This is a genomic window from Bradyrhizobium sp. USDA 4472 (assembly GCF_054058595.1).
Genome location: NZ_JBSSAM010000001.1, coordinates 6,175,536 through 6,197,525, shown reverse-complemented (window position 1 = coordinate 6,197,525; position 21,990 = coordinate 6,175,536). Strand labels below are relative to the sequence as shown.

The following is a 21,990-nucleotide window of genomic DNA, read 5'->3' as shown; positions in this document are numbered from 1 at the left end:
TGCCTCGCGCGGACGTCACAGCTCACGGGTGGACACGCCTCCGACACGCGCGACCAACTTGAACGGCGCCTACTTCCCTGCCGCTTTGCGCAGCGCCTCGTTGATGCGGTCCTGCCAGCCGGGGCCGCCCGCCTGGAAATGCTCGAGCACGTCCTGATCGATGCGCAGCGTGACCTGCTCCTTGATGCCTGGCGCCACGTTCTGCTTCGGCGGCGCCGCGGCGACCTTGGCCGTCACCTTCTTGAACGCTGCCTCGGCTTCCGACCGCGCATCGCCCAGCGTGCGCGGCCGTCTCGGTTGATCCGTCATCTCTCAGATTCCTTCAAACAGAACTGTGGAAAGATAACGCTCGGAGAAGGATGGCACGATAGCCAAAATGGTTTTTCCCGCGGCTTCCGGCCGCTTGCCGATCTCGAGCGCGGCCGCAATCGCAGCTCCAGCGGAGATGCCGCCCGGAATGCCCTCATGCCGCGCCAGCGCCCGCGAGGTCTCGATCGCGGTCGTCGAGTTGATCTTCACGATCTCGTCGATCACGGAGCGGTCGAGAATGTCCGGCACGAAGCCGGCGCCTATGCCCTGGATCTTGTGCGGCGTGTGCTGGCCGCCCGATAGCACCGGGCTCTCTTCCGGCTCGACCGCGACCACGCGCAGCGACGCCTTGCGCGGCTTCAGGACCTGACCGACGCCGGTGATGGTGCCGCCGGTCCCGACGCCGGCGACGAAGAAGTCGATGTTGCCTGACGTGTCGTTCCAGATCTCTTCCGCCGTGGTGCGGCGATGCACCTCGGGGTTGGCGAGGTTCTTGAACTGCTGCGGCATCACCGAGTTCGGCGTCGTCTTCAGGAGTTCTTCGGCCGCGGCGATCGCGCCTTTCATGCCTTGGGCGGCCGGCGTCAGCACCAGCTCGGCGCCGAGGAAGGCGAGCATCTTGCGCCGCTCGATCGACATGGATTCCGGCATGACCAGCTTCAACCGGTAACCGCGGGAGGCCGCGACATAGGCGAGCGCGATACCGGTATTGCCGGATGTCGGCTCGATCAGCACGGTGTCGGGCTTGATGATGCCGGCCTTCTCCATCGCGATGATCATGGCCGCGCCGATGCGGTCCTTCACGCTCGCGGCCGGATTGAAATATTCAAGTTTTGCCAAAAGCGTCGCGTTCACGCCGTGCATGCCCGGCAGCCGGCGCAAGCGCACGATCGGCGTGTCGCCAAAAGCCTCGACGATCGACGAGTAGATTCGGCCGCGGCCGGGTTGGTGCGCTGCACCCGTGTTGGACGATACGTCCATGATGGACTCCCTGTGGCGACGATTTGCGCTCCTATCGCAGCGCATGCGCGCAGTTACGGACAGCTTTTGACGACACGCAAGCTGCAATGCGGCACATTTCAAATACGCTGCATCGCAAAATCGCGTGAGCTGTAATTAGCAGAAAACCAACGCATTTGTGTTGCGACCTCGTCAACTGATTCGGCTTATGTTAGACTTAGGTCTCGAAGCAGGGAGGTCACCACGATGTCAGCTGCCGCTGAAGTGTTGTCGACCGTAGCATCAAGGCGTAATCCGCGCTGCAGCGAGTTGCCGAGCTGTCCTGTGTGCGCCGACTCCATGGTCGCCGCCGAAGCCTCGGCCTACGTCTCGGACCACATGATCAGCTATCTCTGGACCTGCGACAATTGCGGCTACGGTTTCGTGACCAAGCATGCGGTCAAGCAGCGGATCGTGTGCAATTAATCTAGCGCGGGGCGATGTCGCCCCTCGCCCAGTCCTCGCGTGTACGCTGGTAGAACTCGTCGAAGGTTCCGTGCCCGATCGCGTCCCTGATGCCCTGCATCAGGAACTGGTAGTAGGCAATATTGATTTCGGACAACAGCATCGCCCCCAGCGTCTCGCCCGCCTTGACGAGATGGTGCAGGTAGGCGCGTGCGTAAATCCGCGCTGACGGCCACGGACTCTCTTCGTCGAGTGGACGCGCATCGTCGGCGTGGCGTGCGTTACGCAAGTTCACCTGGCCGAAGCGCGTGAACGCGACTCCGTGGCGCCCGTTGCGCGTCGGCATCACGCAATCGAACATGTCGACGCCGCGCTTCACCGCCTCGAGAATGTCGTCGGGCGTGCCGACGCCCATCAGATATCGCGGCCGGTCGCTCGGCAGCGCCGGCGCGGTCTCGTCGATCATCGCCAGCATCACCGCCTGCGGCTCGCCGACGGCAAGGCCGCCGATCGCATAGCCGTGGAAGCCGATCTCGACGAGCCCCTGTGCGCTGGCGTGTCGCAGCTGGGGCACGTCGCCGCCCTGCACGATGCCGAACAGCATGTAGCCGTCCGGTGCGCTCTCGAACGCGCGCTTGCTTCGTTCGGCCCAGCGCAACGACAGCAGCATCGCGCGCTCGATGTCGTCGCGCTCGGCCGGCAGCCGCACGCATTCGTCCATCTGCATCGCGATGTCGGAGCCCAGACAGCGCTGCACCTCGATCGAACGCTCCGGCGATAGCTCGACCTTGGCGCCGTCGATATGCGAGCGGAAGGTCACGGCATGCTCACTGACCTTGCGCAGATCAGACAACGACATCACCTGGAAGCCGCCGGAATCCGTCAGCATCGGCCCGTTCCACCCCGTGAATCGCTGCAAGCCGCCGAGCGCGTGGATGCGCTCCGCGCCGGGACGCAGCATCAGGTGATAGGTGTTGCCCAGCACGATATCTGCGCCGGCATCACGCACCTCGCGCCAGTGCATGCCCTTCATGGCGCCGGCGGTGCCGACCGGCATGAAGGCAGGAGTCCGCACCACACCATGCGGCGTGGTCAGGCGGCCGGTGCGGGCGGCGCCATCGGTGGCGAGCAGTTCGAAATGATTGGGCAGATTCATGGCGGTGCTTATTGCGTGTCGGGCGAGACCGATCAACCCGCTCGGCCGCAATGTTCCAGACTGGGACACCGGTGACGCGGACGTGATGCGCGTCACCTCGCAAAATAAAACGATACAGTATAGTTTAATACCGGGGCCTGAAACGAGAAGCCGCGGCAAGTTGCCAGCGGCTGCAGATCCGTGATCGTCAGCCACCGACCAATGCCCCTCCCCACATGCCGGACGGATACGTCCGCCGCCTCCGATGGCTGGACCAAGCGGACAGCCGCCCAGCTGATCAGATCGCTGGCACTCGCGTGCAGCCTGGCGCTCGCCGCCTGTACCTCGCTCCCCCGCACGCCCTATACGGCTGCCGATGCCGGCGCATCGCGCGTGCTGGATATCGACGGCCTCAGGCGCTACGCCGACGAGCCCATCACGAAGTTCAGCTTCGAGCAGGACGAGGCGACAGGAAGCCGAACCTATCTGGCGCTCTCCGGAGGCGGCGCGGATGGCGCCTATGGCGTCGGCGTGCTGAACGGCTGGACCGCGGCGCGCAAGCGCCCGACCTTCTCCGTCGTATCAGGGGTGAGCACCGGCGGGCTGATCGCGCCGTTTGCGTTCCTCGGACCGCAATATGACGACACGCTTCGGGAGCTCTACACCAGCGGCGTCCCCGAAACCCTGCTGAATGATCCCAGCATCATCCGCGTGCTGTTCGGCTCCGGCCTGTTCGGCAATACACGGCTGCGCGAGCTGGTGGCGCGCTATGTCGGACCCGAGATCATGGCACAAGTCGCGCGCGAGCACGCCAAGGGCCGACGGCTGCTGGTGGTCACCACGGATCTCGACACGCAACGCACCGCAATCTGGGACATGGGCAAGATCGCCGCGGTCGGCACGCCCGAAGCGCTGAAACTGTTTCGCGACGTGATGGCGGCCTCCGCCAGCATCCCGCTGGTGTTTCCGCCGATCCTGATCGAAGCTGAAGGCCAGGGCCACAGGTTTCAGGAGATGCATGTCGATGGCGGCGTGACGGCGCCAGTGCTGACCTTGCCCGAAGCCCTGCTGTTCCAGGGGCGCCTGCCCGGCAACGCCAGGATGGACATCTACATCCTCGTCAACAAGAAGATCGAGCGCAACTTCGAGCTCGTCGCCAACAGCACGATCGACGTCGCCTCACGCAGCCTGTCTGCGATCACCCAATCGCAGACGCGCTCGATCATTTTCTCGACCTACGAGTTCGCCCAGCGCAATCACCTCGGCTTCCACCTCTCCTACATCGAGCGCGACTATCCTGCGCCGCCGTCCGAAGGTTTTGACACCAGCTACATGCGGGCGCTGTACCAGTACGGATACGAGAAAGCGGCCGGCGGCCGGGCCTGGACCGCGCGGATGCCTTGATATCCGCGCAGCGGAACGGCGTCCGTCGGAGACCGTTGACGATACGGCCAATTCGGCCAGAATCGCGATGACGCCCCGGTTGCTGCGCGTTATACAGCAATGCACACTGGCCGGACCGCGCAGGAATCATCGGGCATATCATTGGACATGGGATTGGCTGCGACCAAGACAAGAACGGCGGCACCCCGGCGCGAGGTGTCGAAATCGCGCGGCGGCCGGCCGACGAAAAGCGCCGCGATCGAGCGCGACCAGCGGCTGATCGAGGTCGCCACCCGCCTGTTCCTCGATCGCGGTTTTGAAGCGACCTCACTCGATGCGGTGGCGGAAGCAGCCCGCGTCAGCAAGCCCACAGTCTATTCCCGTTACGGCGACAAGCGCGGCTTGTTTGCCGCCGTGCTCCGCCGCGAGATCGCGCGCTGGCTTGCGCCGCTGTCGGCTGCGGCCGAAACGCAGCTCAGCAGCGCCTCCGATATCTCGGTCGAACAGCGGCTGGTCGAGATCGGGCGCGAGATGTTGACCTTCACCTGCGGACCCGACGCCGTGGCCTTCAGCCGCATGATGACGTCGCAGGCCATCAACTTCCCTGACGTCGCCAAGCTCGGCAAGGAGGAAGGCTGGCTCAAGGCTGTCGCCACCACCGCGCGCTTCTTCGACCATCTGGTGGCGCAAGGCGCACTCGACGTCGACGACACCACGATCGCCGCAGAAGTATTCCTCGACGTCGTCGTCGGCCACACCCACCGCATGGCGACGTTCGGCACGCCGATGGAACTGAAACCCGCCGAGAAGCGGATGCGCGCAGCAATCAAGCTGTTCCTGGCCGGCGCGATTGGTCCTGCCGACCGCGTCCAGGGCGCTGCAAAAGCCCTGCAACGGCGCCGCCCGTCCCGCTGACATTTCCGTGAGATCAGCGGTTTGTCACCGGGGAACAATCGTCTCCTTCATTGACCAAAATAAAACGATACGGTATGGTTTTGTTTATCGGGCAGTGCGGGCCGCTTTTTCACCAGCCCCAAAGAGGACCGGACTGCTTAGACCGCCGTGACGGGTGCAGCCCGTCACGACGTTCCGCGGCCGGCCGGTGCCCAAGGTCGGCCGCGATTTCTTTACGAACATCCGGCAAACTTGCTGGTTCAAGGCTTGCCGGCCGAGGGTTTCGAGCATGAGCGCGACAAGACCAGGAATGTACGGGTGGTTGGCGGTCGCCCTCTCGGGGCTGCTCATCGCAGTGCCGGCGCGCGCGACCGTTTCGGCGGGAAGCACGCCCGCCGCCCTGCACAGCGAGACAGATGGTGATGCTGCGGCGGACCGCCAGGCCGTCAGCCGCGAGATCGAGCGTTTCCGCAGCTCCTCGATCTCGATCAGCCAGGCCATGGCGATCGCGGAAGCCCGTCATGCCGGCGCGACGACCGCCGATATCAGCTTCGACGGCGGCTCGGGCGTGCCGGTCTACCGGGTCAAGACGCTGCACAATGACCGGATCTGGCGCTACACCATCAATGCGGAAACCGGCGCGGTCGTGGGCGGCGAAGCTGCCCTGCCCCTGGCTGAGCTGGACCATGACGACCGCAGCAATCTCGCAGCGCTCGGCACCATCACACATCGCCTCGCCGATGCGGTCCGCGTCGCCGAGCAGGCAGCGTCCGGCAAGGCCATCAGCGGCGGGCTGGTGCGCGAGCGAGGACGGCTCAATTTCGCAATCGTCGTCATCAGTGGCGACGACCTCAAGGAGGTCATCCTCGAGCCGCCGGGTGCCCGGGGCAAATAACGCAAACGCCACGATCCCGCCGGAAAGCCATTGACGCACGCCGGACTCTCCCGCATAAGTCGCCGCCATGTTCACGACCACCAAACGCACGACCAAAACCACCACGGCCTTCGGGGCCCGGGGAGGCGTGCGCGCATAGTCGTCGACTAGAAACGCATCAAGCTCTGCCGAAGCCCCGCCCAAGATGGTCCGGGGCTTTTTTGTTGTCTCAATCGATCTCAATGGAGGACAAAGTGAGTAACGATCCCGTCGTCGCGATTGTCGGCGTCACCGGTGCGGTAGGCGCCGAATTCATCGCCACCATGGACAAGCGCGGCTTTCGCGTCGACAAGCTCAAGGCGCTCGCCAGCGCCCGCTCCGCCGGCAAGACGGTGTCGTTCCGCGGCCAGAACGTCGTCATCGAGGAGCTGACCGAACGCGCCTTTGAAGGCGTCGACATAGCACTGTTCTCCGCCGGCAGCGGCATCTCGAAGAAGTTCGCGCCTGTTGCGGTCAAGGCGGGCGCCGTCGTTGTCGACAATTCCTCCGCCTTCCGCATGGACCCGAACGTTCCGCTCGTCATCCCCGAGGTGAACGGCAACCGCATCCGCGACCACAAGGGCATCATTGCCAACCCGAACTGCGCTGCGATCACCGCACTGGTGCCGCTCTGGCCGATCCACCAGAAGAACCGCATCAAGCGCGTCATCATCTCGACCTACCAGGCAGCCTCCGGCGCCGGCGCGGCCGCGATGGAGGAGCTCGTCGAGTCCACTCGTGCCAATCTCAACGGGCAGGTCTATACGCCGAAGGTGATGCCGCACCCCTACGCCTTCAACCTCTTCAACCACAACACGGCGATCGATCCTGAAACCGGCTACAACGACGAAGAGACCAAGGTCATCAAGGAAACCCGCAAGATCTTCGAGGACGAGACAATTGCGATCGGCGTCACCTGCGTCCGCGTGCCGGTGCTGCGTGCGCATTGCGAGGCCATCACCTTCGAATGCGAGAAGCCGATCAATGAGGATCAGGTCCGCGCCATCATGGCGCGGGCCCCGGGCGTGAAGGTCGTCGACGATCGCGTGAAGAACTACTTCCCGATGCCGATCGACGCCTCGGGCCAGGACGACGTCCTGGTCGGCCGCATCCGCAAGGACCTCAGCGACCCCTCCGGCCATTCGATCTCGATGTTCGTGGCGGCGGATCAGCTGCTCAAGGGCGCCGCGCTGAACGCGGTGCAGATCGCCGAACTGCTGCCGCAGCGGGTGATGGCGTAACGGAAGCGCAGGGTGGGTTAGCCCCGCAGATGCGCAAAGCGCATCTGCTCGGCGTAACCCACCGGGCTCCCTATCCGCGGAAACAAAACTGGTGGGTTACGCCTTGCGGCTAACCCACCCTACGACTCCGCCTTAAACAACAAACACGCATCGCCATATGAGTAGAACCGATACCCATTTGCGATGGCGTGGGCATACGCGCGCCGCATCGTCTCGAGCCCGGCGAATGCCGACACCAGCATGAACAGCGTCGACTTCGGCAGATGGAAATTGGTCATCAAGACATCGACGGCGCGGAAGCGATAGCCGGGCGTGATGAAGATCGAGGTCTCGGCCGTGAACGGCCGGATGGTGCCGTCCTCGCTCGCCGCGCTTTCGAGCAGCCGCAATGACGTGGTGCCGACGGCGACAATGCGGCCGCCGCTCTTTCGCGCGGCGTTGAGCCTCTCCGCGGTCTGCGCCGAGATCGTGCCCCACTCGGCATGCATCTTGTGGCCGTCGGTGTCATCGACCTTGACCGGCAGGAAGGTCCCTGCCCCGACATGCAGCGTGATGCGATTAACGCCGACGCCGCGCGCGTGCAGCGCGTGCTCCAGCGCGGGCGTGAAATGCAGGCCCGCGGTGGGCGCTGCAACTGCGCCTTCGTTCGCCGCAAACATCGTCTGGTAATCGGAGAGATCCTGATCGTCGGGCGTACGCTTCGAGGCGATATAGGGTGGCAGCGGCGGGCTGCCGAGATCGGCGATGGCCTGATCCAGCGTCGGGCCGTGGAACGAGAATGACAGCGTCACCTCGCCCTCCTCTCCCTTGGCCTCGACCTCGGCATCGAGATGGCCGAGCAGGCAGACCTTGCCTTCGTTGCCGAAGCGGATGTGGTCGCCGGCGACAAGCTTCTTCGCGGGCTTCACCAATGCCTGCCAGCGCGAGCCGTCGAGGCGCTTGATCAGGGTCGCCTCGATCTTCGGCTCGGTCTCGCGGCCGATGCGGCGGCCTCTAAGCTGCGCCGCGATCACCTTGGTGTCGTTGACCACGAGCTGGTCGCCCGGCTTCAGCCAGCGCGGCAACTGGGCGACGGTCTCGTCACGCAGCGCGCCGTTCTCGACGACCAGCATCTTCGCGGAGTCGCGCGGCTGCGCCGGGCGCAACGCGATGCGCTCGGGTGGCAGGTCGAAATCGAAGAGATCGGTGCGCATGGTCTCTTATGACGTCATTCCGGGGCGCGCATGGCACGAGCCGGGAATCTCGAGGTTCCCCGGTGCGCAATTGCGCACCTGGGGTTCGGCTCTACGAGCCGCCCCGGAACGACGACACATGTCTATTCCTTATCGACCGCCATCCGCGCCTTGACGATCTTGTCCGGGTTCTGCACCGGCTCGCCGCGCTTGATCTTGTCGACATTCTCCATGCCCTCGGTGACCTTGCCCCACACCGTGTACTGGTTGTCGAGGAAGCGGGCGTCGTCGAAGCAGATGAAGAATTGGCTGTCACCGGAATCGGGGCTCGCGGCGCGTGCCATCGAGGTGGTGCCGCGCACATGCGGCTCCTTGTTGAACTCGGCCTTGAGCTTCTGGCCCGAGCCGCCGGTCCCGGTGCCATGCGGGCAACCGGTCTGGGCCATGAAGCCGTCGATCACGCGATGGAACACGATGCCGTCGTAGAAACCTTCACGGACCAGCTCCTTGATGCGTGCGACGTGGCCGGGCGCCAGGTCGGGCCGCATCTCGATGGTGACCGGGCCCTGCGTGGTCTCGAGGATCAATGTGTTTTCGGTGACGGTCATGCTCGTCTCTCTTGCGTTGGAGGTGAAGTTTTGCGGCTACGGAACTGGATCGCGAATGGACGTCCCGCGGCGGCGCCGGCCATTGCATCGGTAAATGGCATCGGCGTGCAGCGTTGCAACGCCTCCATTACCGCGATCCGGTATTGCAGCCGGTCATTGTCGGAGGCCCCCGCGGATTCGTAGGTAATCCGTGGATGCCCCAGAATGTTTCCGGAACGGTTAAAGCTCACGACGACGGTGATGTCGAGTGGGCGGGCCTTGTTGGGCGGCGGCGGCTTCCAGCAGGTCTGCAAGCGCTGGAAGAGGTCGTGGAGAGTGTTGACGGGCGCGTCCTCTGCAGCCGCACCCGTGATGCCGAACAGCAGCGCCGCGGCAGCGAACAGGAGCCTGTCGCCACGGCGCGCCATCGTCTCGGCTATTTGATGTCGGAGGCGACCTGCACCTTCACCATCTTGTCGGGATCGGTGACGGTGCCGCTCGGCGAACCGGCCGGCGCCTTTTTCAGCTTGTCGACGACGTCCATGCCCTGCACGACCTCGCCGACCACGGTGTACTGGCCGTCGAGGCTGCCGCCGTCGGCGAACATGATGAAGAACTGCGAATTGGCGGTATCGACGCTGTCCCCGCGCCGAGCCATGCCGACGATGCCGCGGGCGAAATGAACCTTGGAGAATTCCTGCTTCAGGTTCGGATATTTCGAGCCGCCAGTCCCGTTGCCGTTCTGGCCGTCGCCGGTCTGGGCCATGAAGCCGTCCATCACGCGGTGGAACGGCACGTTGTTGTAGAAGCCTTCGCGCGCGAGCTGCTTGAGGCGCTCGGCGTGCTGCGGCGCAAGGTCGGTGCGGAGCTTGATGACGATGCGACCCTTGGTCGTGTCGATGACCAGCGCATTGGCCTTGTCGAGATTGGCCGGCAGCTGCTGCGCCACCGCCGGGACGGCGCCAATGAGCGCGACGAACATCGTGGCAAATATTGCGAGACGACGGATCATGGAGACTCCGGATCAGGTAAGATGAATTGACGCGCCGTGTTCAGGCGAATTTGGCCTTGAGCTGGGATGCAACGAGCGGCGGGACGAAGGGCGAAACGTCTCCTCCCATGGCGGCGATCTGGCGTACCAAGGTGGCCTTGATCGGGCGAACTGCGGGAGAGGCAGGCAGGAAGACGGTCTGTACCTCCGGTGCCATGGTGCCGTTCATGCCGGCGAGTTGCATCTCGTAGTCGAGATCGGTGCCGTCGCGCAGGCCTCGAATCATGATGGTCGCACCGTACTTGCGCGCCGCGGTGACCGCGAGATCGTCGTAAGTCACAGCCTCAAGCGTACAACCGGCCTGGGCCGCCACCGGCCCGCAGACATCATCAAGCATCTTGAGCCGCTCCTCGGTCGAGAACAGCGGCTTCTTGCCGGGATGGACCCCGATCGCGACCACCAGCCGGTCGCACATGAAAACGCTGTTCCGGACCACGTCCAGATGGCCGTTGGTGATGGGGTCGAAGGAACCGGGGTAGAAGGCAATTCGCGGCATGGCACGTCCTACCGCGCCCGGCCCTGCCCGGCAAGCCGGACCTGTTCAGCGTCAGTCCCACCGATTTTTCCGCTCCCCCCAGTCGGGAAGGCCGCGATTTGTTTCGTCCGCGGGGCATCGACGAAACACAACGAGGCGCGAACGAAACCATTTCCGGCATCGGCGAAGACGTCCGGAAACTGGGCGTGGTTACTAATCCGGCCAACGAATGACGGTCGCGCACTGGGCGTCGCGGCCGCATCACAGGGGACCGTCAATGATCAAGGCTCTTTCCGCTATAGCTGTTGCTGCATGTGTTGCTGCGATGCTCACCCTGCTGCCCGGCTTTGCGCCGTCGGTCGAAGCCAGCGTGCCGCAGCCGCTCGCCAAGGGTGACCGGCTCGACATCAAGGCCATCGGCAGGGATTGCTCGCAACGAGCGTGGCCAAACTTCGAGGCATCCTGCCTGCGCCGCGCCGGCACCAAGGCGGACATCCGCGTCGCCCGCCTCGTGACGGCAGACCGCACACCGTAGGCGGTCTGTCAGCTCTGTGTCATAAACTTCGTTGTAAACCCCAGATAAATCCCATGGATATTTGCGACGTCTCGTCGCAGACTATGTGATGCGCGCACCCTCGGAATGGCCCGATGGTCGCGGGCCCATTGAGGGGTTGCAATTGTCCAGTACGCCCGCCGTTGTCTCCGGCCATCATCCCGATCCGCTTCCGCTTGCCATGACCGTGGGCGCCCTCGGGGTGGTCTATGGCGATATCGGCACCAGTCCCCTCTATGCGTTGAAGGAAGCCGCCAAGGCGGCCGCCCGTGGCGGCGCGGTGAGCTCAGACGCCGTCCTCGGCGTCGCCTCGCTCATCCTCTGGGCACTGCTGCTGATCATTTCCCTGAAATATGCGCTGCTGATTCTGCGCGCGGACAACCGCGGCGAAGGCGGCATCGTCGCGCTATTGGCGCTGCTGCACGCCCGCCACGCGAAAGCGGGTACCTGGCGCGCGCATCTCCTGGTGGTCGGCCTGATCGGTGCGGCGCTGCTCTACGGCGACGGTGCAATCACGCCGGCGATCTCGGTGCTGTCGGCCATCGAAGGCCTCAAGGTTGACGCTCCCTCGCTCTCGCCGGTGGTGGTGCCGCTGACCGTCGCGATTCTGGTCGGCCTGTTCGTGATGCAAAAGCAAGGGACCGGCTTCATCGGCCGCATCTTTGGACCGGTCATGGTGGCATGGTTCGTGGTGCTCGCCGCGCTCGGCATCCACGGCATCCTCAAGGCGCCGGGGGTGCTGGCGGCGCTCAGCCCGCTCTATGCCTTCGATTTCCTGATCCACCAGGATTTCCATGTCTCCTTCGCGATCCTTGGTGCCGCCTTCCTGGCGGTGACCGGGGGCGAAGCCATGTATGCGGACATGGGACATTTCGGCCGCCTGCCGATCCGGCTCGCCTGGTTCGCGATCTGCCTGCCGGCGCTGGTGCTGAATTATTTCGGCCAAGCCGCGCTGCTGATCACCGATCCCTCGATGATCGAGAATCCGTTCTTCCAGCTCTGCCCCGACTTTCTACATTACGGGCTGGTCGCGTTCTCGGCGATCGCAACCGTAATCGCCTCGCAGGCGATCATTTCCGGCGTGTTCTCGCTGACTCAGCAGTCGATCCAGCTCGGCTTCCTGCCGCGCATGCAGATCCGCCACACCACGAGCCATGCGATCGGCCAGATCTACGTGCCGCTGGTGAACTGGCTGCTCGCCGCCGCCACGCTCGGCGCGGTCTTGAGCTTCGGCACCTCGGACGCGCTCGCCGGCGCCTATGGCATCGCCGTCTCGCTCCTGATGGCCATCACCACGCTGCTCGCAGCCCTGGTCGCGATCCAGTGGGGCTACTCACCGTGGATCGTGGTGGCCGTGAACGGCTTCTTCTTCGTGATCGACGTGATCTTCTTCTCGGCCAATTCGATCAAGCTGTTCGAGGGGGGCTGGTTTCCGCTGCTGCTCGCGGGCTTCGTCGCCTTCCTGATGCTGACCTGGCGCAGCGGCGTGAAGCTCGTTGAAGCCGCACGCGCAAAGCTGCGGCAGCCGGAGGAGGATCTGATCGAGACGGCGGTCAACAAATGCAGCGCGCGCCTGCCCGGCACCGCCGTGTTCCTGGCCTCCGCGCCGAAAGGCGTGCCGCTGGCGCTGACGCAATTCGTCAAGCACAATCACGTGCTGCACGAGCGCGTCGTCCTCGTCACCGTGCTGATCGAGGAGTTGCCCCACATCGCCGACCAGGACCGGGTCGAGATCATCGAGATCATTCCCGGCATCACCCGCGTGATTCTGCATTATGGCTTCATGCAGTACCCAACGATCTATGAGGGTCTGGCGCTCGCCTGCCGCCAGGGCAAGCTGCCCGGCATCGATCTCTCCGACATCACCTACTACGTCGGCCGCGAAACCATCATTCCGAGCGAGGACATTCCGGGCATGTGGGTCTGGCGCGAAGGCCTGTTCGCCTTCCTCCAGCGCAACGCCGAGCGCTCCGCCGCCTTCTTCGGCGTGCCGACGAAGCAGGTGGTGGAGTTCGGCACGGAGCTGGAAATCTAGCGAATGGCGAGTGGTCGATAGCGAAGAGAGCAGCAAGCTTCGTTCGCTATTCCCTATTCGCCATTCGCCTGTTCTCCATTCGCGCCATTCCCGCTCTCCGCCTCCTCGGTGATGTGCTCGACCGAGACGACGTGCTCGTCCTCGGCGGTGTCGAACACGATCACGCCTTGCGTCGAGCGGCCGGCGATGCGGATGCCTTCCACCGGGCAGCGGATCAGCTGGCCCTTGTCGGTGACGAGCATGATCTGATCCGCATCCTCGACGGGGAAGGACGCGACGAGGTTGCCGTTGCGGTTGTTGACGCTCATGGCGACGATGCCTTTGCCGCCGCGCCCCGTGGTGCGGTACTCGTAGGACGAGGTCCGCTTGCCATAGCCGTTGACGGAGACGGTCAGCACCACCTGCTCGGCCGCTGACATCTCGGCATAGCGCTCCTGCGGGAGCTGGAAGCTGCCGGAAGTCTCCTCGGCCTCGGCGTCCGCTGCCGGCTCTTCGGCCGCAGCTTCACCGGCGACCGCGCGGCGCATCTTCAGGTAGGCCGAACGCTCGTCCGAGGTGGTCTCGACATGGCGCAGGATGGCCAGCGAGATTACCTTGTCTCCCACGCCGAGCGCAATGCCGCGCACGCCCATCGAGGTGCGTCCGGTGAAGACGCGGACGTCGGGGACCGGGAAGCGGATGCACTGCCCGCCGGCCGCGGTCAGCAGCACGTCGTCATGCTCGGTGCAGATCTGGACGTCGACGATCGCCTCGCCGTCGTCGAGCTTCATCGCGATGATGCCGGAGCGGCGCACGTCGACGAAGTCGGACAGCTTGTTGCGACGGACGTTGCCGCCGGTCGTTGCGAACATCACATCGAGCTGCGCCCAGGTGGATTCGTCCTCGGGCAGCGGCATGATGGTGGTGATGCGCTCGCCCTGCTCCAGCGGCAGAATGTTGATCAAAGCCTTGCCGCGCGCGTTGGGCGCTGCCATCGGCAGCCGCCAGACCTTCTCCTTGTAGACCTGGCCGCGCGACGAGAAGAACAGCACCGGCGTGTGCGTGGAGGCCACGAACAGGCGGCTGACGAAATCCTCGTCGCGGGTCTGCATGCCGGAGCGGCCCTTGCCGCCGCGGCGCTGGGCGCGATAGGCCGACAGCGGCACGCGCTTGACGTAGCCGGCGTGCGAGACGGTGACGACCATGTCCTCGCGCTGGATCAGGTCCTCGTCCTCGACCTCGCCTTCCTGCTCCATAATCACTGTCTTGCGTGGCGTGGCGAACTCGGCCTTTACCTCGGCAAGCTCGGTCTTGATGATGTCGAGGATGCGGGCGCGCGAGCGCAGGATCTCGAGATACTCGCCGATCTCGCCGGCGAGCTTTGCCAGCTCCTCGCCGATTTCGTCGCGGCCGAGTGCGGTGAGGCGAGCGAGGCGCAGCTCGAGGATCGCCCTCGCCTGCTCCAGCGAGAGGCGGATGGTGCCGTTCTCGTTGATCCGATGGCGGGGATCGTCGATCAGCGTGATGATGTCCTCGACGTCGCGCGCGGGCCAGTCGCGCGTCATCAGGGTCTCGCGCGCGGCGGCCGGCGTCGGCGAATGCCTGATGACCTTGATGATCTCGTCGATATTGGCGACCGCGATCGCGAGGCCGACCTGCTCATGCGCCCGCTCGCGCGCCTTGCGCAGCTTGTATTTGGTGCGGCGGGTGACGACCTGCTCGCGGAAGCCGACGAAGATCGTCAGCATGTCCTTCAGGTTCATCGTCTGCGGACGGCCACTATCGAGGGCGACGGCGTTGACGCCGAAAGAAGTCTGCAGCGGTGTGAATTTGTAGAGCTGGTTCAGCACCACGTCTGGCACGGCGTCGCGCTTGAGCTCGACGACGACGCGGTAGCCGTCGCGGTCGGACTCGTCGCGCAGATCGGAGATGCCCTCGATCTTCTTTTCCTTGTAGAGCTCGGCGATGCGCTCGACCATCGTCGCCTTGTTCACCTGATACGGGATCTCGGTGATGACGATCGCCTCGCGCTCCTTCCGGATCGTCTCGAACTCGACCTTGCCACGCATCACGATGGAACCGCGGCCGAGGTGATAGGCGCTGCGGATGCCCTGGCGTCCAAGGATGATGCCTCCGGTCGGGAAGTCCGGGCCCGGGATGATGTTGTTGAGCTCGTCGATCGTCAGCGACGGATTGTCGATCAGCGCCACGCAGGCATCGATGACCTCGCCGAGATTGTGCGGCGGGATATTGGTCGCCATGCCGACGGCGATGCCGCCGGCGCCGTTGACCAGAAGGTTCGGGAACCGAGCCGGCAGAACGACAGGCTCCCGCTCGGAGCCGTCATAGTTGTCCTGGAAATCGACCGTATCGTCGTCGATGTCCTCGAGCAGCTTCAGCGCGATCTTGGTCAGGCGGGATTCGGTGTAGCGCATGGCCGCTGGCGGATCGCCGTCGACCGAGCCGAAATTGCCCTGCCCATCGATCAGGGGCGCGCGCATCGAGAAGTCCTGCGCCATGCGCACCAGGGCGTCGTAGATCGCCTGGTCGCCATGGGGGTGGTACTTACCCATGACTTCACCGACGGCACCGGCGGACTTCTTGTGCTTCTTGTCCGGGGTGTCGCCGCGATTGTTCATCGCGTAGAGGATGCGGCGATGCACCGGCTTCAACCCGTCGCGCGCATCGGGCAGCGCACGCGATACGATCACGCTCATGGCGTAATCGAGGTAGGACTTCTTCATCTCCTCGTAGATCGAAACGGGGCGAATGTCCGAGGGTTGCGCCGGCTGGTCGCCGGGCTTGTTGTCGTCGTCTGCCAAGGGGAAATCCGGTGAGATTCTATCTGGGAATCATATAGCGCATCGAGGCCCTGATAACCACCCTCGCGAGGCCAGGGAAGCGCTTTTTCCGTCTATTCTTCCAATAACTTACGTCCCTGAAGCGGGCATCTTGGATGAGCCTGGAATCAACCTTCCAAAATCGCCTCGGACGGGCGGTCGAGCCGTGGGCGAGTGCGGCCGTTCTGCCGCTTTGCAGCCCGCGCCCCGACTTCATCCCAAACATGAAGCGGGCCCGCAAATTCCGAGCCCCTTCCGTCGATTAGTTGGGTTTACTGACGCGACGTGGAAGGTGTTGATCAACCTGACCAGCGCACCCTCATCGCCCGGACCATTCCTAGAACGGGATGTCGTCGTCCATGTCATTGTTGCGGCCACCACCGCCGGCCGCCACGGGCCGACGCGGTGCGCTGCTGACCGGACCCGACGAGCCGAAATCGCCGCCCGGCTCGTCACCGAAGCTGCCGCCACCTCCGCCGCCGCGGCCGTCGAGCATCGTCAGCGTCGAGTTGAAGCCCTGCAGCACGACCTCGGTGGAGTACTTCTCGACGCCGCTCTGGTCGGTCCATTTGCGGGTCTGGAGCGCGCCTTCGATGTAAACCTTGGCGCCCTTCTTCAGATACTGCTCGGCGACCTTGCAGAGCCCTTCATTGAAGATCACGACGCGGTGCCACTCGGTCTTTTCCTTGCGCTCGCCGCTGTTCTTGTCGCGCCAGGTCTCGGAGGTGGCGATGCTCAGATTCGCGATCGGTCGCCCGTCCTGGGTGCGGCGGATCTCCGGATCCTTGCCGAGATTTCCAACCAGAATGACCTTGTTGACGCTTCCCGCCATCGCCGCTCTCCACTCCAATGCCACTGAATTTCGAAAAGGCGCGCCCGCGCTGCCGCCTGTTGGGCCGACCCTATACGCTTACAAGCGCCGATCGGCCCACCACGCCCTCGGTTATCCCCACATATAGCACCGACCGGGCCTTCGTTCCAGATTTGTTCCCATCGAAATGGCTGCGACCCAAGCGTCCAAACCCTGCGCCGCAGTATGACCACATCTTGGGGGGAATCGGACCGTTACACTCAATACACCCGCTGGCGTTGCATTCCAGACCGACCGGATCGGCCACAATGTCGACATCGGTCTCGTCCGCCTCACTTACCGCTTCGGCAGCCCGGCAATCGCTGAATACGGTCATCAAGTACTGATCCCCAAAGCACTGATCCCTCTGAATCCATTCGAGGATCGAAGGCCGGCCTCGCGCCGGCCTTTTGCTGTTTCTTCCAGCAAACGCCACGTTTTGCGCCTGTTGTGGCTTTTGAGAGACACAACTTGCGGCTTCAGTGGTGTAAGCAAGACGTCAGTTGGACGACGTCCGCTGCCCTTCCGACGCACGGAAGGCAACAACAGAAACTGGGACTGGGATAAGTTGAAAATGAAAAAGGTTTTGTTGGCTTCGGCCGCTCTGTTCGCCCTCACTGGCGCCGCTTCGGCTGCCGATCTGGCGGCTCGCCCCTACACCAAGGCTCCGGTAGCTATCGCTTCGATCTACAACTGGAGCGGCTTCTACATTGGCGCCAACGCTGGTGGCGGCTCCAGCCACAATTGCTGGGACACGACCAGCGTCGGTGGCGCTACTGTCCCCACGACGAGCGAAGGTTGCCATGACGCGACCGGCGCTCTCGCCGGTGGTCAGATCGGTTATCGCTGGCAGTCCGCCGCCTGGTTGTTCGGCGTCGAAGCGCAGGGTGATTGGGCCGATCTGAAGGGTTCGAACACCAGCTCGCCCGCCGCGTTCTTCCCGCTGGTGAACAATACCAAGATCGACGCCATAGGCCTCTTCACCGGCCAGGTGGGTTACGCTTGGAACAACGTCCTCTGGTATGTGAAGGGCGGTGCGGCCGTCACCCACAACAAGTTCAGCGGCACTCTGGCCGGTGTCACGGTCGGCGACGCGAGCGACACCCGTTGGGGCGGCACCATCGGCACCGGCATCGAGTTCGGCTTCGCGCCGAACTGGTCGGTTGGTTTTGAGTACAACCACCTGTTCATGGGCAAGCACAACGACAGCTTCACGGTGGTCGGCCTGCCCTTCCGCGCCGACAACATCAAGCAGGATGTGGACATGGGCACCGTCCGCCTGAACTACACCTTCGGTGGCCCGGTGGTCGCGAAGTACTGATCCTCGCAACCGACGTCACAACGTCACGAAAGGCCGGCCTCGTGCCGGCCTTTTTGCTGTTCCATTCGGTGCAATTGCCATCAGCTGCTGCCAAGTCCCGCCAGCGCCACAACAATCCGTTGACGATTCGCAAGTCCCTCTGGAAATCCCTCCCCGTTCTTCCTACGTTCGCTCACATACCCATTGGCGCCGATCCCGGTTCCGGGCGAAGCGCGCCGGAACGTTGGCGCGGTCGCTCGCTCATGGGATTCTTCGAGGGCAACGGGATGGATGAAGTGATCAAGGCGAAGCGCCAACAGCAGAACGCGGGCTCCAGCCTGCGCGCGATTACGATCCGTGGCGCGCGCGAGCACAACCTCAAGAATATCGACGTCGAGATTCCCCGCGACAAGCTCGTGGTTTTCACCGGCCTCTCCGGCTCCGGCAAATCCTCGCTCGCCTTCGACACCATCTATGCGGAAGGCCAGCGCCGCTACGTCGAATCACTGTCGGCCTATGCCCGCCAGTTCCTGGAGATGATGCAGAAGCCCGACGTCGACCAGATCGACGGCCTGTCCCCGGCAATCTCGATCGAGCAGAAGACGACGTCGAAGAATCCGCGCTCGACCGTGGGCACGGTCACCGAGATCTACGACTATATGCGCCTGCTCTGGGCGCGCGTAGGCGTGCCCTATTCGCCGGCCACGGGACTTCCGATCGAAAGCCAGACCGTCTCGCAGATGGTCGACCGCGTCCTGGCGCTGCCGGAAGGCACCCGCCTCTATCTGCTGGCGCCCGTCGTGCGCGGCCGTAAGGGCGAGTACCGCAAGGAACTCGCCGAATGGCTCAAGAAGGGCTTTCAGCGCGTCAAGATCGACGGCACTTTCTACGAGCTGGCGGAAGCGCCCACGCTCGACAAGAAATTCCCGCATGACATCGACGTCGTGGTCGACCGCATCGTGGTGCGCGCCGATATCGGCCAGCGCCTTGCCGAAAGCTTCGAGACCGCGCTGAAGCTCGCCGAGGGCCTCGCCGTCGTCGAGTTCGCCGACGCGCCGGCGGCAGCGCCGGCGGAAGAGAAAAAGAAGACGGCAAAGATCCACGACAAGAGCGGACCCGAGCGCATCCTGTTCTCGGAAAAATTCGCCTGCCCTGTCTCGGGCTTCACGATCCCCGAGATCGAGCCCAGACTGTTTTCCTTCAATAATCCCTATGGTGCCTGCCCGGCCTGCGGCGGCCTCGGCGTCGAGCAGCATGTCGACGAGGACCTGGTCATTCCCGACAAGGAGATCGCCATCGGCAAGGGCGCGATCGCGCCCTGGGCCAAGTCATCGTCACCCTATTACGTGCAGACGCTGACGGCACTCGGCAAGCACTACAAGTTCACGCTCACCACCAAGTGGAAGGATCTGCCCAAGAAGACGCAGAACGCGATCCTCCATGGCTCCGGCGACGACGAGATCAAGTTCTCCTATGAGGACGGGGTGCGCTCCTACGACACCAAGAAGCCGTTCGAGGGCGTCATCACCAACATCAACCGCCGCTACCGCGAAACCGAGAGCGAGTGGGCGCGGGAAGAACTCGCAAAGTATTTCCACGACGTGCCCTGCGGCGCCTGCAATGGTTTCCGGCTGAAGCCCGAGGCGCTCTGCGTCAAGATCGGCGGCAAGCACATCGGCGAGATCTCGGAGCTGTCCGTGAAAGGCGCCGGCGCATGGTTCGAGACCGTGCCTGATACGCTGAACGCGCAGCAGAACGAGATCGCCGGGCGCATCCTCAAGGAGATCCGCGAGCGCCTCACCTTCCTGCTCGACGTCGGCCTCAACTATCTCACCCTCTCCCGTTCCTCCGGCACGCTGTCCGGCGGCGAGAGCCAGCGCATCCGCCTGGCCTCGCAGATCGGCTCGGGGTTGACGGGCGTACTTTACGTGCTGGACGAGCCGTCGATCGGCCTGCACCAGCGCGACAATGCGCGCCTGCTCGACACCCTGAAGCGGCTGCGCGACCTCGGCAACACCGTGATCGTGGTCGAGCATGACGAGGACGCGATTCTGCTCGCCGACCACGTGCTCGACATCGGCCCGGGCGCCGGCATGCACGGCGGCAACATCATCGCCGAAGGCACGCCCGCGGAGATCATGCGCAACCCGAAATCGCTCACCGGCAAATATCTCACCGGCGAGCTCGAGGTCGAGGTGCCGGAGCGGCGGCCACCGAACCATCGCCGCACCATCAAGGTGGTGAACGCGCGCGGCAATAACCTCAAGAATGTCACGGCCGAAATTCCGCTCGGCCTATTCACCGCCGTCACCGGCGTCTCCGGCGGCGGCAAGTCGACGCTGCTGATCGACACGCTCTACAAGGCCATCGCCCGCAAGTTGAACAATGCCAGCGAAGGCGCAGCTCCGCACGACCGCATCGAGGGGCTCGAGCATATCGATAAGATCATCGACATCGACCAGTCGCCGATCGGCCGCACGCCGCGTTCGAACCCGGCAACCTACACCGGCGCCTTCACGCCGATCCGCGAATGGTTCGCCGGGCTGCCCGAAGCGAAGGCGCGCGGCTACGAGCCGGGCCGCTTCTCCTTCAACGTCAAGGGCGGCCGCTGCGAAGCGTGCCAGGGCGACGGCGTCATCAAGATCGAGATGCACTTCCTGCCCGACGTCTACGTCACCTGCGACGTCTGCAAGGGCAAGCGCTACAACCGCGAGACGCTCGAAGTGCTGTTCAAGGGCAAGAGCATCGCCGACGTGCTCGACATGACCGTCGAGGAAGCCGCCGAGTTCTTCAAGGCGGTGCCGCGCGTGCGCGAGACTTTTCAGACATTGCACCGGGTCGGGCTGGATTACATTCACGTGGGCCAGCAAGCGACGACGCTGTCGGGCGGCGAAGCCCAGCGCGTCAAACTTGCAAAAGAGCTGTCCAAGCGTGCCACCGGCCGCACGCTCTACATCCTGGACGAGCCGACCACCGGCCTGCACTTCCACGACGTCAAGAAGCTCCTGGAGGTGCTGCACGAGCTGGTCGCGCAAGGCAACACGGTCGTCGTCATCGAGCACAATCTCGAAGTCATCAAGACCGCCGACTGGGTCATCGACCTCGGCCCCGAAGGCGGCGACGGCGGCGGCGAGATCGTCGCCTGGGGCCCACCCGAGGACATCGTGAAAGCGCAGCGCAGCTACACGGGCAAGTTCCTGGAGCCGGTGCTGAAGAAGGCGCGCAAGCCGAAGCGGCGGAGCACGAGCGAGGCGGCGGAGTAGCCTATCGCTGCAGACTTGGCAGTGTGTCTATGGGGCCGATGGATCGGCCAGTCGCTTGGCCGATCCATGCGTTTCGGTTCTTCTAAGTATCGTCCGTGGGGCGATACTTAGTTCGCCTATTAGCAACCTCGGGTTAATCGCTGATCCCTGCTATACCTTTCTGACTTCGCCGTCGGGAGGTCAGAATGAGCAACGCAACTGAAGCAAGCGGCTTCCATTTCGAATTTCAAGCCACCAGAGCCGAACACAGACTTTTTGGAATGTGACTGGTAAGAACCTGAAGGCTCTCATCGACCAGCGCATCAGCGCCGGTGCCCCAGTCGTCGCAATCTTCCTGATCATCGTTTGGGCCTGTGCAGCCGTGGATCGAGGTTGGTTGGCAGCGGGTGCGGCATTCGGATCGCTAATGTGGTTCATGCTGGGGTATTGCTTCGCATTCTTCGTGATGCTCTGATGCATTCGCCAAATGTTTGGCAGATCATTCGAGCTGCATGGAGCCGCGCAGATGACGTGGCAGGTTGCCTTTGATGATGTCTCGACAGTCATTAGGACTCCGGGCGTCGAAAGCCGGATGCCCTGGAGTGCGACTGCAGCGATGAAGGATAC

General features: G+C 63.9%; 19 protein-coding genes. 9 read left to right on the top strand and 10 right to left on the bottom strand.

Features of this window, described 5'->3' with window-relative positions; genetic code table 11:
• Positions 1-69 precede the first annotated feature (69 nt).
• Both ACVWZ4_RS29155 and cysK read right to left on the bottom strand, forming a co-directional pair.
• On the bottom strand, positions 70-309 hold the full coding sequence (locus ACVWZ4_RS29155) for a BrnA antitoxin family protein (protein ID WP_092234811.1): 240 nt from the start codon (positions 307-309) through the stop codon (positions 70-72).
• Positions 310-312: 3 nt separating this feature from the next.
• On the bottom strand, positions 313-1,290 hold the full coding sequence (gene cysK / locus ACVWZ4_RS29150; protein WP_456741684.1) for a cysteine synthase A: 978 nt from the start codon (positions 1,288-1,290) through the stop codon (positions 313-315).
• 225 nt (positions 1,291-1,515) lie between these two features.
• Between cysK and ACVWZ4_RS29145 the strand changes: the two genes are divergently transcribed.
• Positions 1,516-1,734, top strand: a complete 219-nt coding sequence (locus ACVWZ4_RS29145; protein ID WP_456703656.1) for a hypothetical protein — start codon at positions 1,516-1,518, stop codon at positions 1,732-1,734.
• Position 1,735: 1 nt separating this feature from the next.
• On the opposite strand, the gene tgt is transcribed toward ACVWZ4_RS29145, so the two are convergent.
• Positions 1,736-2,869, bottom strand: coding sequence for a tRNA guanosine(34) transglycosylase Tgt (gene tgt / locus ACVWZ4_RS29140; RefSeq protein ID WP_456790410.1), 1,134 nt, complete (start codon positions 2,867-2,869; stop codon positions 1,736-1,738).
• A gap of 201 nt (positions 2,870-3,070) precedes the next feature.
• Between tgt and ACVWZ4_RS29135 the strand changes: the two genes are divergently transcribed.
• From ACVWZ4_RS29135 to ACVWZ4_RS29120, 4 genes are all read left to right on the top strand, one after another.
• The gene (locus ACVWZ4_RS29135) at positions 3,071-4,252 is read left to right on the top strand and encodes a patatin-like phospholipase family protein (protein WP_456741682.1); all 1,182 of its coding nucleotides are present in this window, start codon (positions 3,071-3,073) and stop codon (positions 4,250-4,252) included.
• Positions 4,253-4,399: 147 nt separating this feature from the next.
• Positions 4,400-5,146, top strand: a complete 747-nt coding sequence (locus ACVWZ4_RS29130) for a TetR/AcrR family transcriptional regulator (protein ID WP_456703658.1) — start codon at positions 4,400-4,402, stop codon at positions 5,144-5,146.
• Between the two features lie 289 nt (positions 5,147-5,435).
• Positions 5,436-6,020, top strand: coding sequence for a PepSY domain-containing protein (locus ACVWZ4_RS29125; RefSeq protein WP_456741681.1), 585 nt, complete (start codon positions 5,436-5,438; stop codon positions 6,018-6,020).
• Between the two features lie 221 nt (positions 6,021-6,241).
• The gene (locus ACVWZ4_RS29120; RefSeq protein ID WP_456741680.1) at positions 6,242-7,279 is read left to right on the top strand and encodes an aspartate-semialdehyde dehydrogenase; all 1,038 of its coding nucleotides are present in this window, start codon (positions 6,242-6,244) and stop codon (positions 7,277-7,279) included.
• A gap of 119 nt (positions 7,280-7,398) precedes the next feature.
• On the opposite strand, the gene queA is transcribed toward ACVWZ4_RS29120, so the two are convergent.
• From queA to coaD, 5 genes are all read right to left on the bottom strand, one after another.
• A complete protein-coding gene (gene queA, locus ACVWZ4_RS29115) occupies positions 7,399-8,472 on the bottom strand; it encodes a tRNA preQ1(34) S-adenosylmethionine ribosyltransferase-isomerase QueA (RefSeq protein ID WP_456741679.1) in 1,074 nt (357 codons plus the stop codon).
• A gap of 122 nt (positions 8,473-8,594) precedes the next feature.
• Positions 8,595-9,059 carry a peptidylprolyl isomerase gene (locus ACVWZ4_RS29110; protein WP_456741678.1) on the bottom strand — a complete coding sequence of 155 codons (465 nt, stop codon included), beginning with the start codon at positions 9,057-9,059 and terminating at the stop codon, positions 8,595-8,597.
• Entirely contained in the window at positions 9,056-9,466 is a 411-nt protein-coding gene (locus ACVWZ4_RS29105) for a hypothetical protein (protein WP_456703662.1), read from the bottom strand. The genes ACVWZ4_RS29110 and ACVWZ4_RS29105 overlap by 4 nt, the downstream gene beginning before the upstream one ends.
• A gap of 8 nt (positions 9,467-9,474) precedes the next feature.
• Positions 9,475-10,050, bottom strand: coding sequence for a peptidylprolyl isomerase (locus ACVWZ4_RS29100; RefSeq protein WP_456703663.1), 576 nt, complete (start codon positions 10,048-10,050; stop codon positions 9,475-9,477).
• Positions 10,051-10,090: 40 nt separating this feature from the next.
• Positions 10,091-10,585 carry a pantetheine-phosphate adenylyltransferase gene (gene coaD / locus ACVWZ4_RS29095; RefSeq protein ID WP_456703664.1) on the bottom strand — a complete coding sequence of 165 codons (495 nt, stop codon included), beginning with the start codon at positions 10,583-10,585 and terminating at the stop codon, positions 10,091-10,093.
• A gap of 256 nt (positions 10,586-10,841) precedes the next feature.
• Here coaD and ACVWZ4_RS29090 point away from each other — a divergent pair, with 256 nt between their 5' ends.
• Positions 10,842-11,099, top strand: a complete 258-nt coding sequence (locus ACVWZ4_RS29090) for a hypothetical protein (RefSeq protein WP_456703665.1) — start codon at positions 10,842-10,844, stop codon at positions 11,097-11,099.
• A gap of 199 nt (positions 11,100-11,298) precedes the next feature.
• Positions 11,299-13,152: a potassium transporter Kup gene (locus ACVWZ4_RS29085; protein WP_456790512.1), complete on the top strand. Its 1,854-nt coding sequence runs from the start codon at positions 11,299-11,301 to the stop codon at positions 13,150-13,152.
• A 53-nt stretch (positions 13,153-13,205) separates the two neighbouring features.
• Here the strand turns inward: ACVWZ4_RS29085 and gyrA are convergent, their stop codons facing one another.
• Complete coding sequence (gene gyrA, locus ACVWZ4_RS29080) at positions 13,206-15,953, bottom strand: DNA gyrase subunit A (RefSeq protein ID WP_456735208.1); 2,748 nt, start codon at positions 15,951-15,953, stop codon at positions 13,206-13,208.
• Between the two features lie 355 nt (positions 15,954-16,308).
• Complete coding sequence (locus ACVWZ4_RS29075; RefSeq protein WP_456703667.1) at positions 16,309-16,803, bottom strand: single-stranded DNA-binding protein; 495 nt, start codon at positions 16,801-16,803, stop codon at positions 16,309-16,311.
• 592 nt (positions 16,804-17,395) lie between these two features.
• On the opposite strand from ACVWZ4_RS29075, the gene ACVWZ4_RS29070 reads away from it, so the two are divergent.
• A complete protein-coding gene (locus ACVWZ4_RS29070) occupies positions 17,396-18,142 on the top strand; it encodes an outer membrane protein (protein WP_456741677.1) in 747 nt (248 codons plus the stop codon).
• 266 nt (positions 18,143-18,408) lie between these two features.
• The gene (uvrA, locus tag ACVWZ4_RS29065; protein ID WP_456703668.1) at positions 18,409-21,384 is read left to right on the top strand and encodes an excinuclease ABC subunit UvrA; all 2,976 of its coding nucleotides are present in this window, start codon (positions 18,409-18,411) and stop codon (positions 21,382-21,384) included.
• Positions 21,385-21,990 lie beyond the last annotated feature (606 nt).

Excerpts from the sequence above, each read along its gene's own strand:
- ACVWZ4_RS29145 (WP_456703656.1), top strand. The coding sequence starts at position 1,516 with ATGTCAGCTGCCGCTGAAGTGTTGTCGACCGTAGCATCAAGGCGTAAT.
- tgt (WP_456790410.1), bottom strand. The coding sequence starts at position 2,869 with ATGAATCTGCCCAATCATTTCGAACTGCTCGCCACCGATGGCGCCGCC.
- ACVWZ4_RS29085 (WP_456790512.1), top strand. The coding sequence starts at position 11,299 with ATGACCGTGGGCGCCCTCGGGGTGGTCTATGGCGATATCGGCACCAGT.
- queA (WP_456741679.1), bottom strand. The coding sequence starts at position 8,472 with ATGCGCACCGATCTCTTCGATTTCGACCTGCCACCCGAGCGCATCGCG.
- ACVWZ4_RS29100 (WP_456703663.1), bottom strand. The coding sequence starts at position 10,050 with ATGATCCGTCGTCTCGCAATATTTGCCACGATGTTCGTCGCGCTCATT.
- ACVWZ4_RS29110 (WP_456741678.1), bottom strand. The coding sequence starts at position 9,059 with ATGACCGTCACCGAAAACACATTGATCCTCGAGACCACGCAGGGCCCG.
- ACVWZ4_RS29075 (WP_456703667.1), bottom strand. The coding sequence starts at position 16,803 with ATGGCGGGAAGCGTCAACAAGGTCATTCTGGTTGGAAATCTCGGCAAG.
- coaD (WP_456703664.1), bottom strand. The coding sequence starts at position 10,585 with ATGCCGCGAATTGCCTTCTACCCCGGTTCCTTCGACCCCATCACCAAC.
- ACVWZ4_RS29120 (WP_456741680.1), top strand. The coding sequence starts at position 6,242 with ATGGAGGACAAAGTGAGTAACGATCCCGTCGTCGCGATTGTCGGCGTC.
- ACVWZ4_RS29090 (WP_456703665.1), top strand. The coding sequence starts at position 10,842 with ATGATCAAGGCTCTTTCCGCTATAGCTGTTGCTGCATGTGTTGCTGCG.
- ACVWZ4_RS29135 (WP_456741682.1), top strand. The coding sequence starts at position 3,071 with ATGCCCCTCCCCACATGCCGGACGGATACGTCCGCCGCCTCCGATGGC.
- uvrA (WP_456703668.1), top strand. The coding sequence starts at position 18,409 with ATGGATGAAGTGATCAAGGCGAAGCGCCAACAGCAGAACGCGGGCTCC.
- cysK (WP_456741684.1), bottom strand. The coding sequence starts at position 1,290 with ATGGACGTATCGTCCAACACGGGTGCAGCGCACCAACCCGGCCGCGGC.
- ACVWZ4_RS29155 (WP_092234811.1), bottom strand. The coding sequence starts at position 309 with ATGACGGATCAACCGAGACGGCCGCGCACGCTGGGCGATGCGCGGTCG.
- ACVWZ4_RS29130 (WP_456703658.1), top strand. The coding sequence starts at position 4,400 with ATGGGATTGGCTGCGACCAAGACAAGAACGGCGGCACCCCGGCGCGAG.
- ACVWZ4_RS29105 (WP_456703662.1), bottom strand. The coding sequence starts at position 9,466 with ATGGCGCGCCGTGGCGACAGGCTCCTGTTCGCTGCCGCGGCGCTGCTG.
- ACVWZ4_RS29125 (WP_456741681.1), top strand. The coding sequence starts at position 5,436 with ATGTACGGGTGGTTGGCGGTCGCCCTCTCGGGGCTGCTCATCGCAGTG.
- ACVWZ4_RS29070 (WP_456741677.1), top strand. The coding sequence starts at position 17,396 with ATGAAAAAGGTTTTGTTGGCTTCGGCCGCTCTGTTCGCCCTCACTGGC.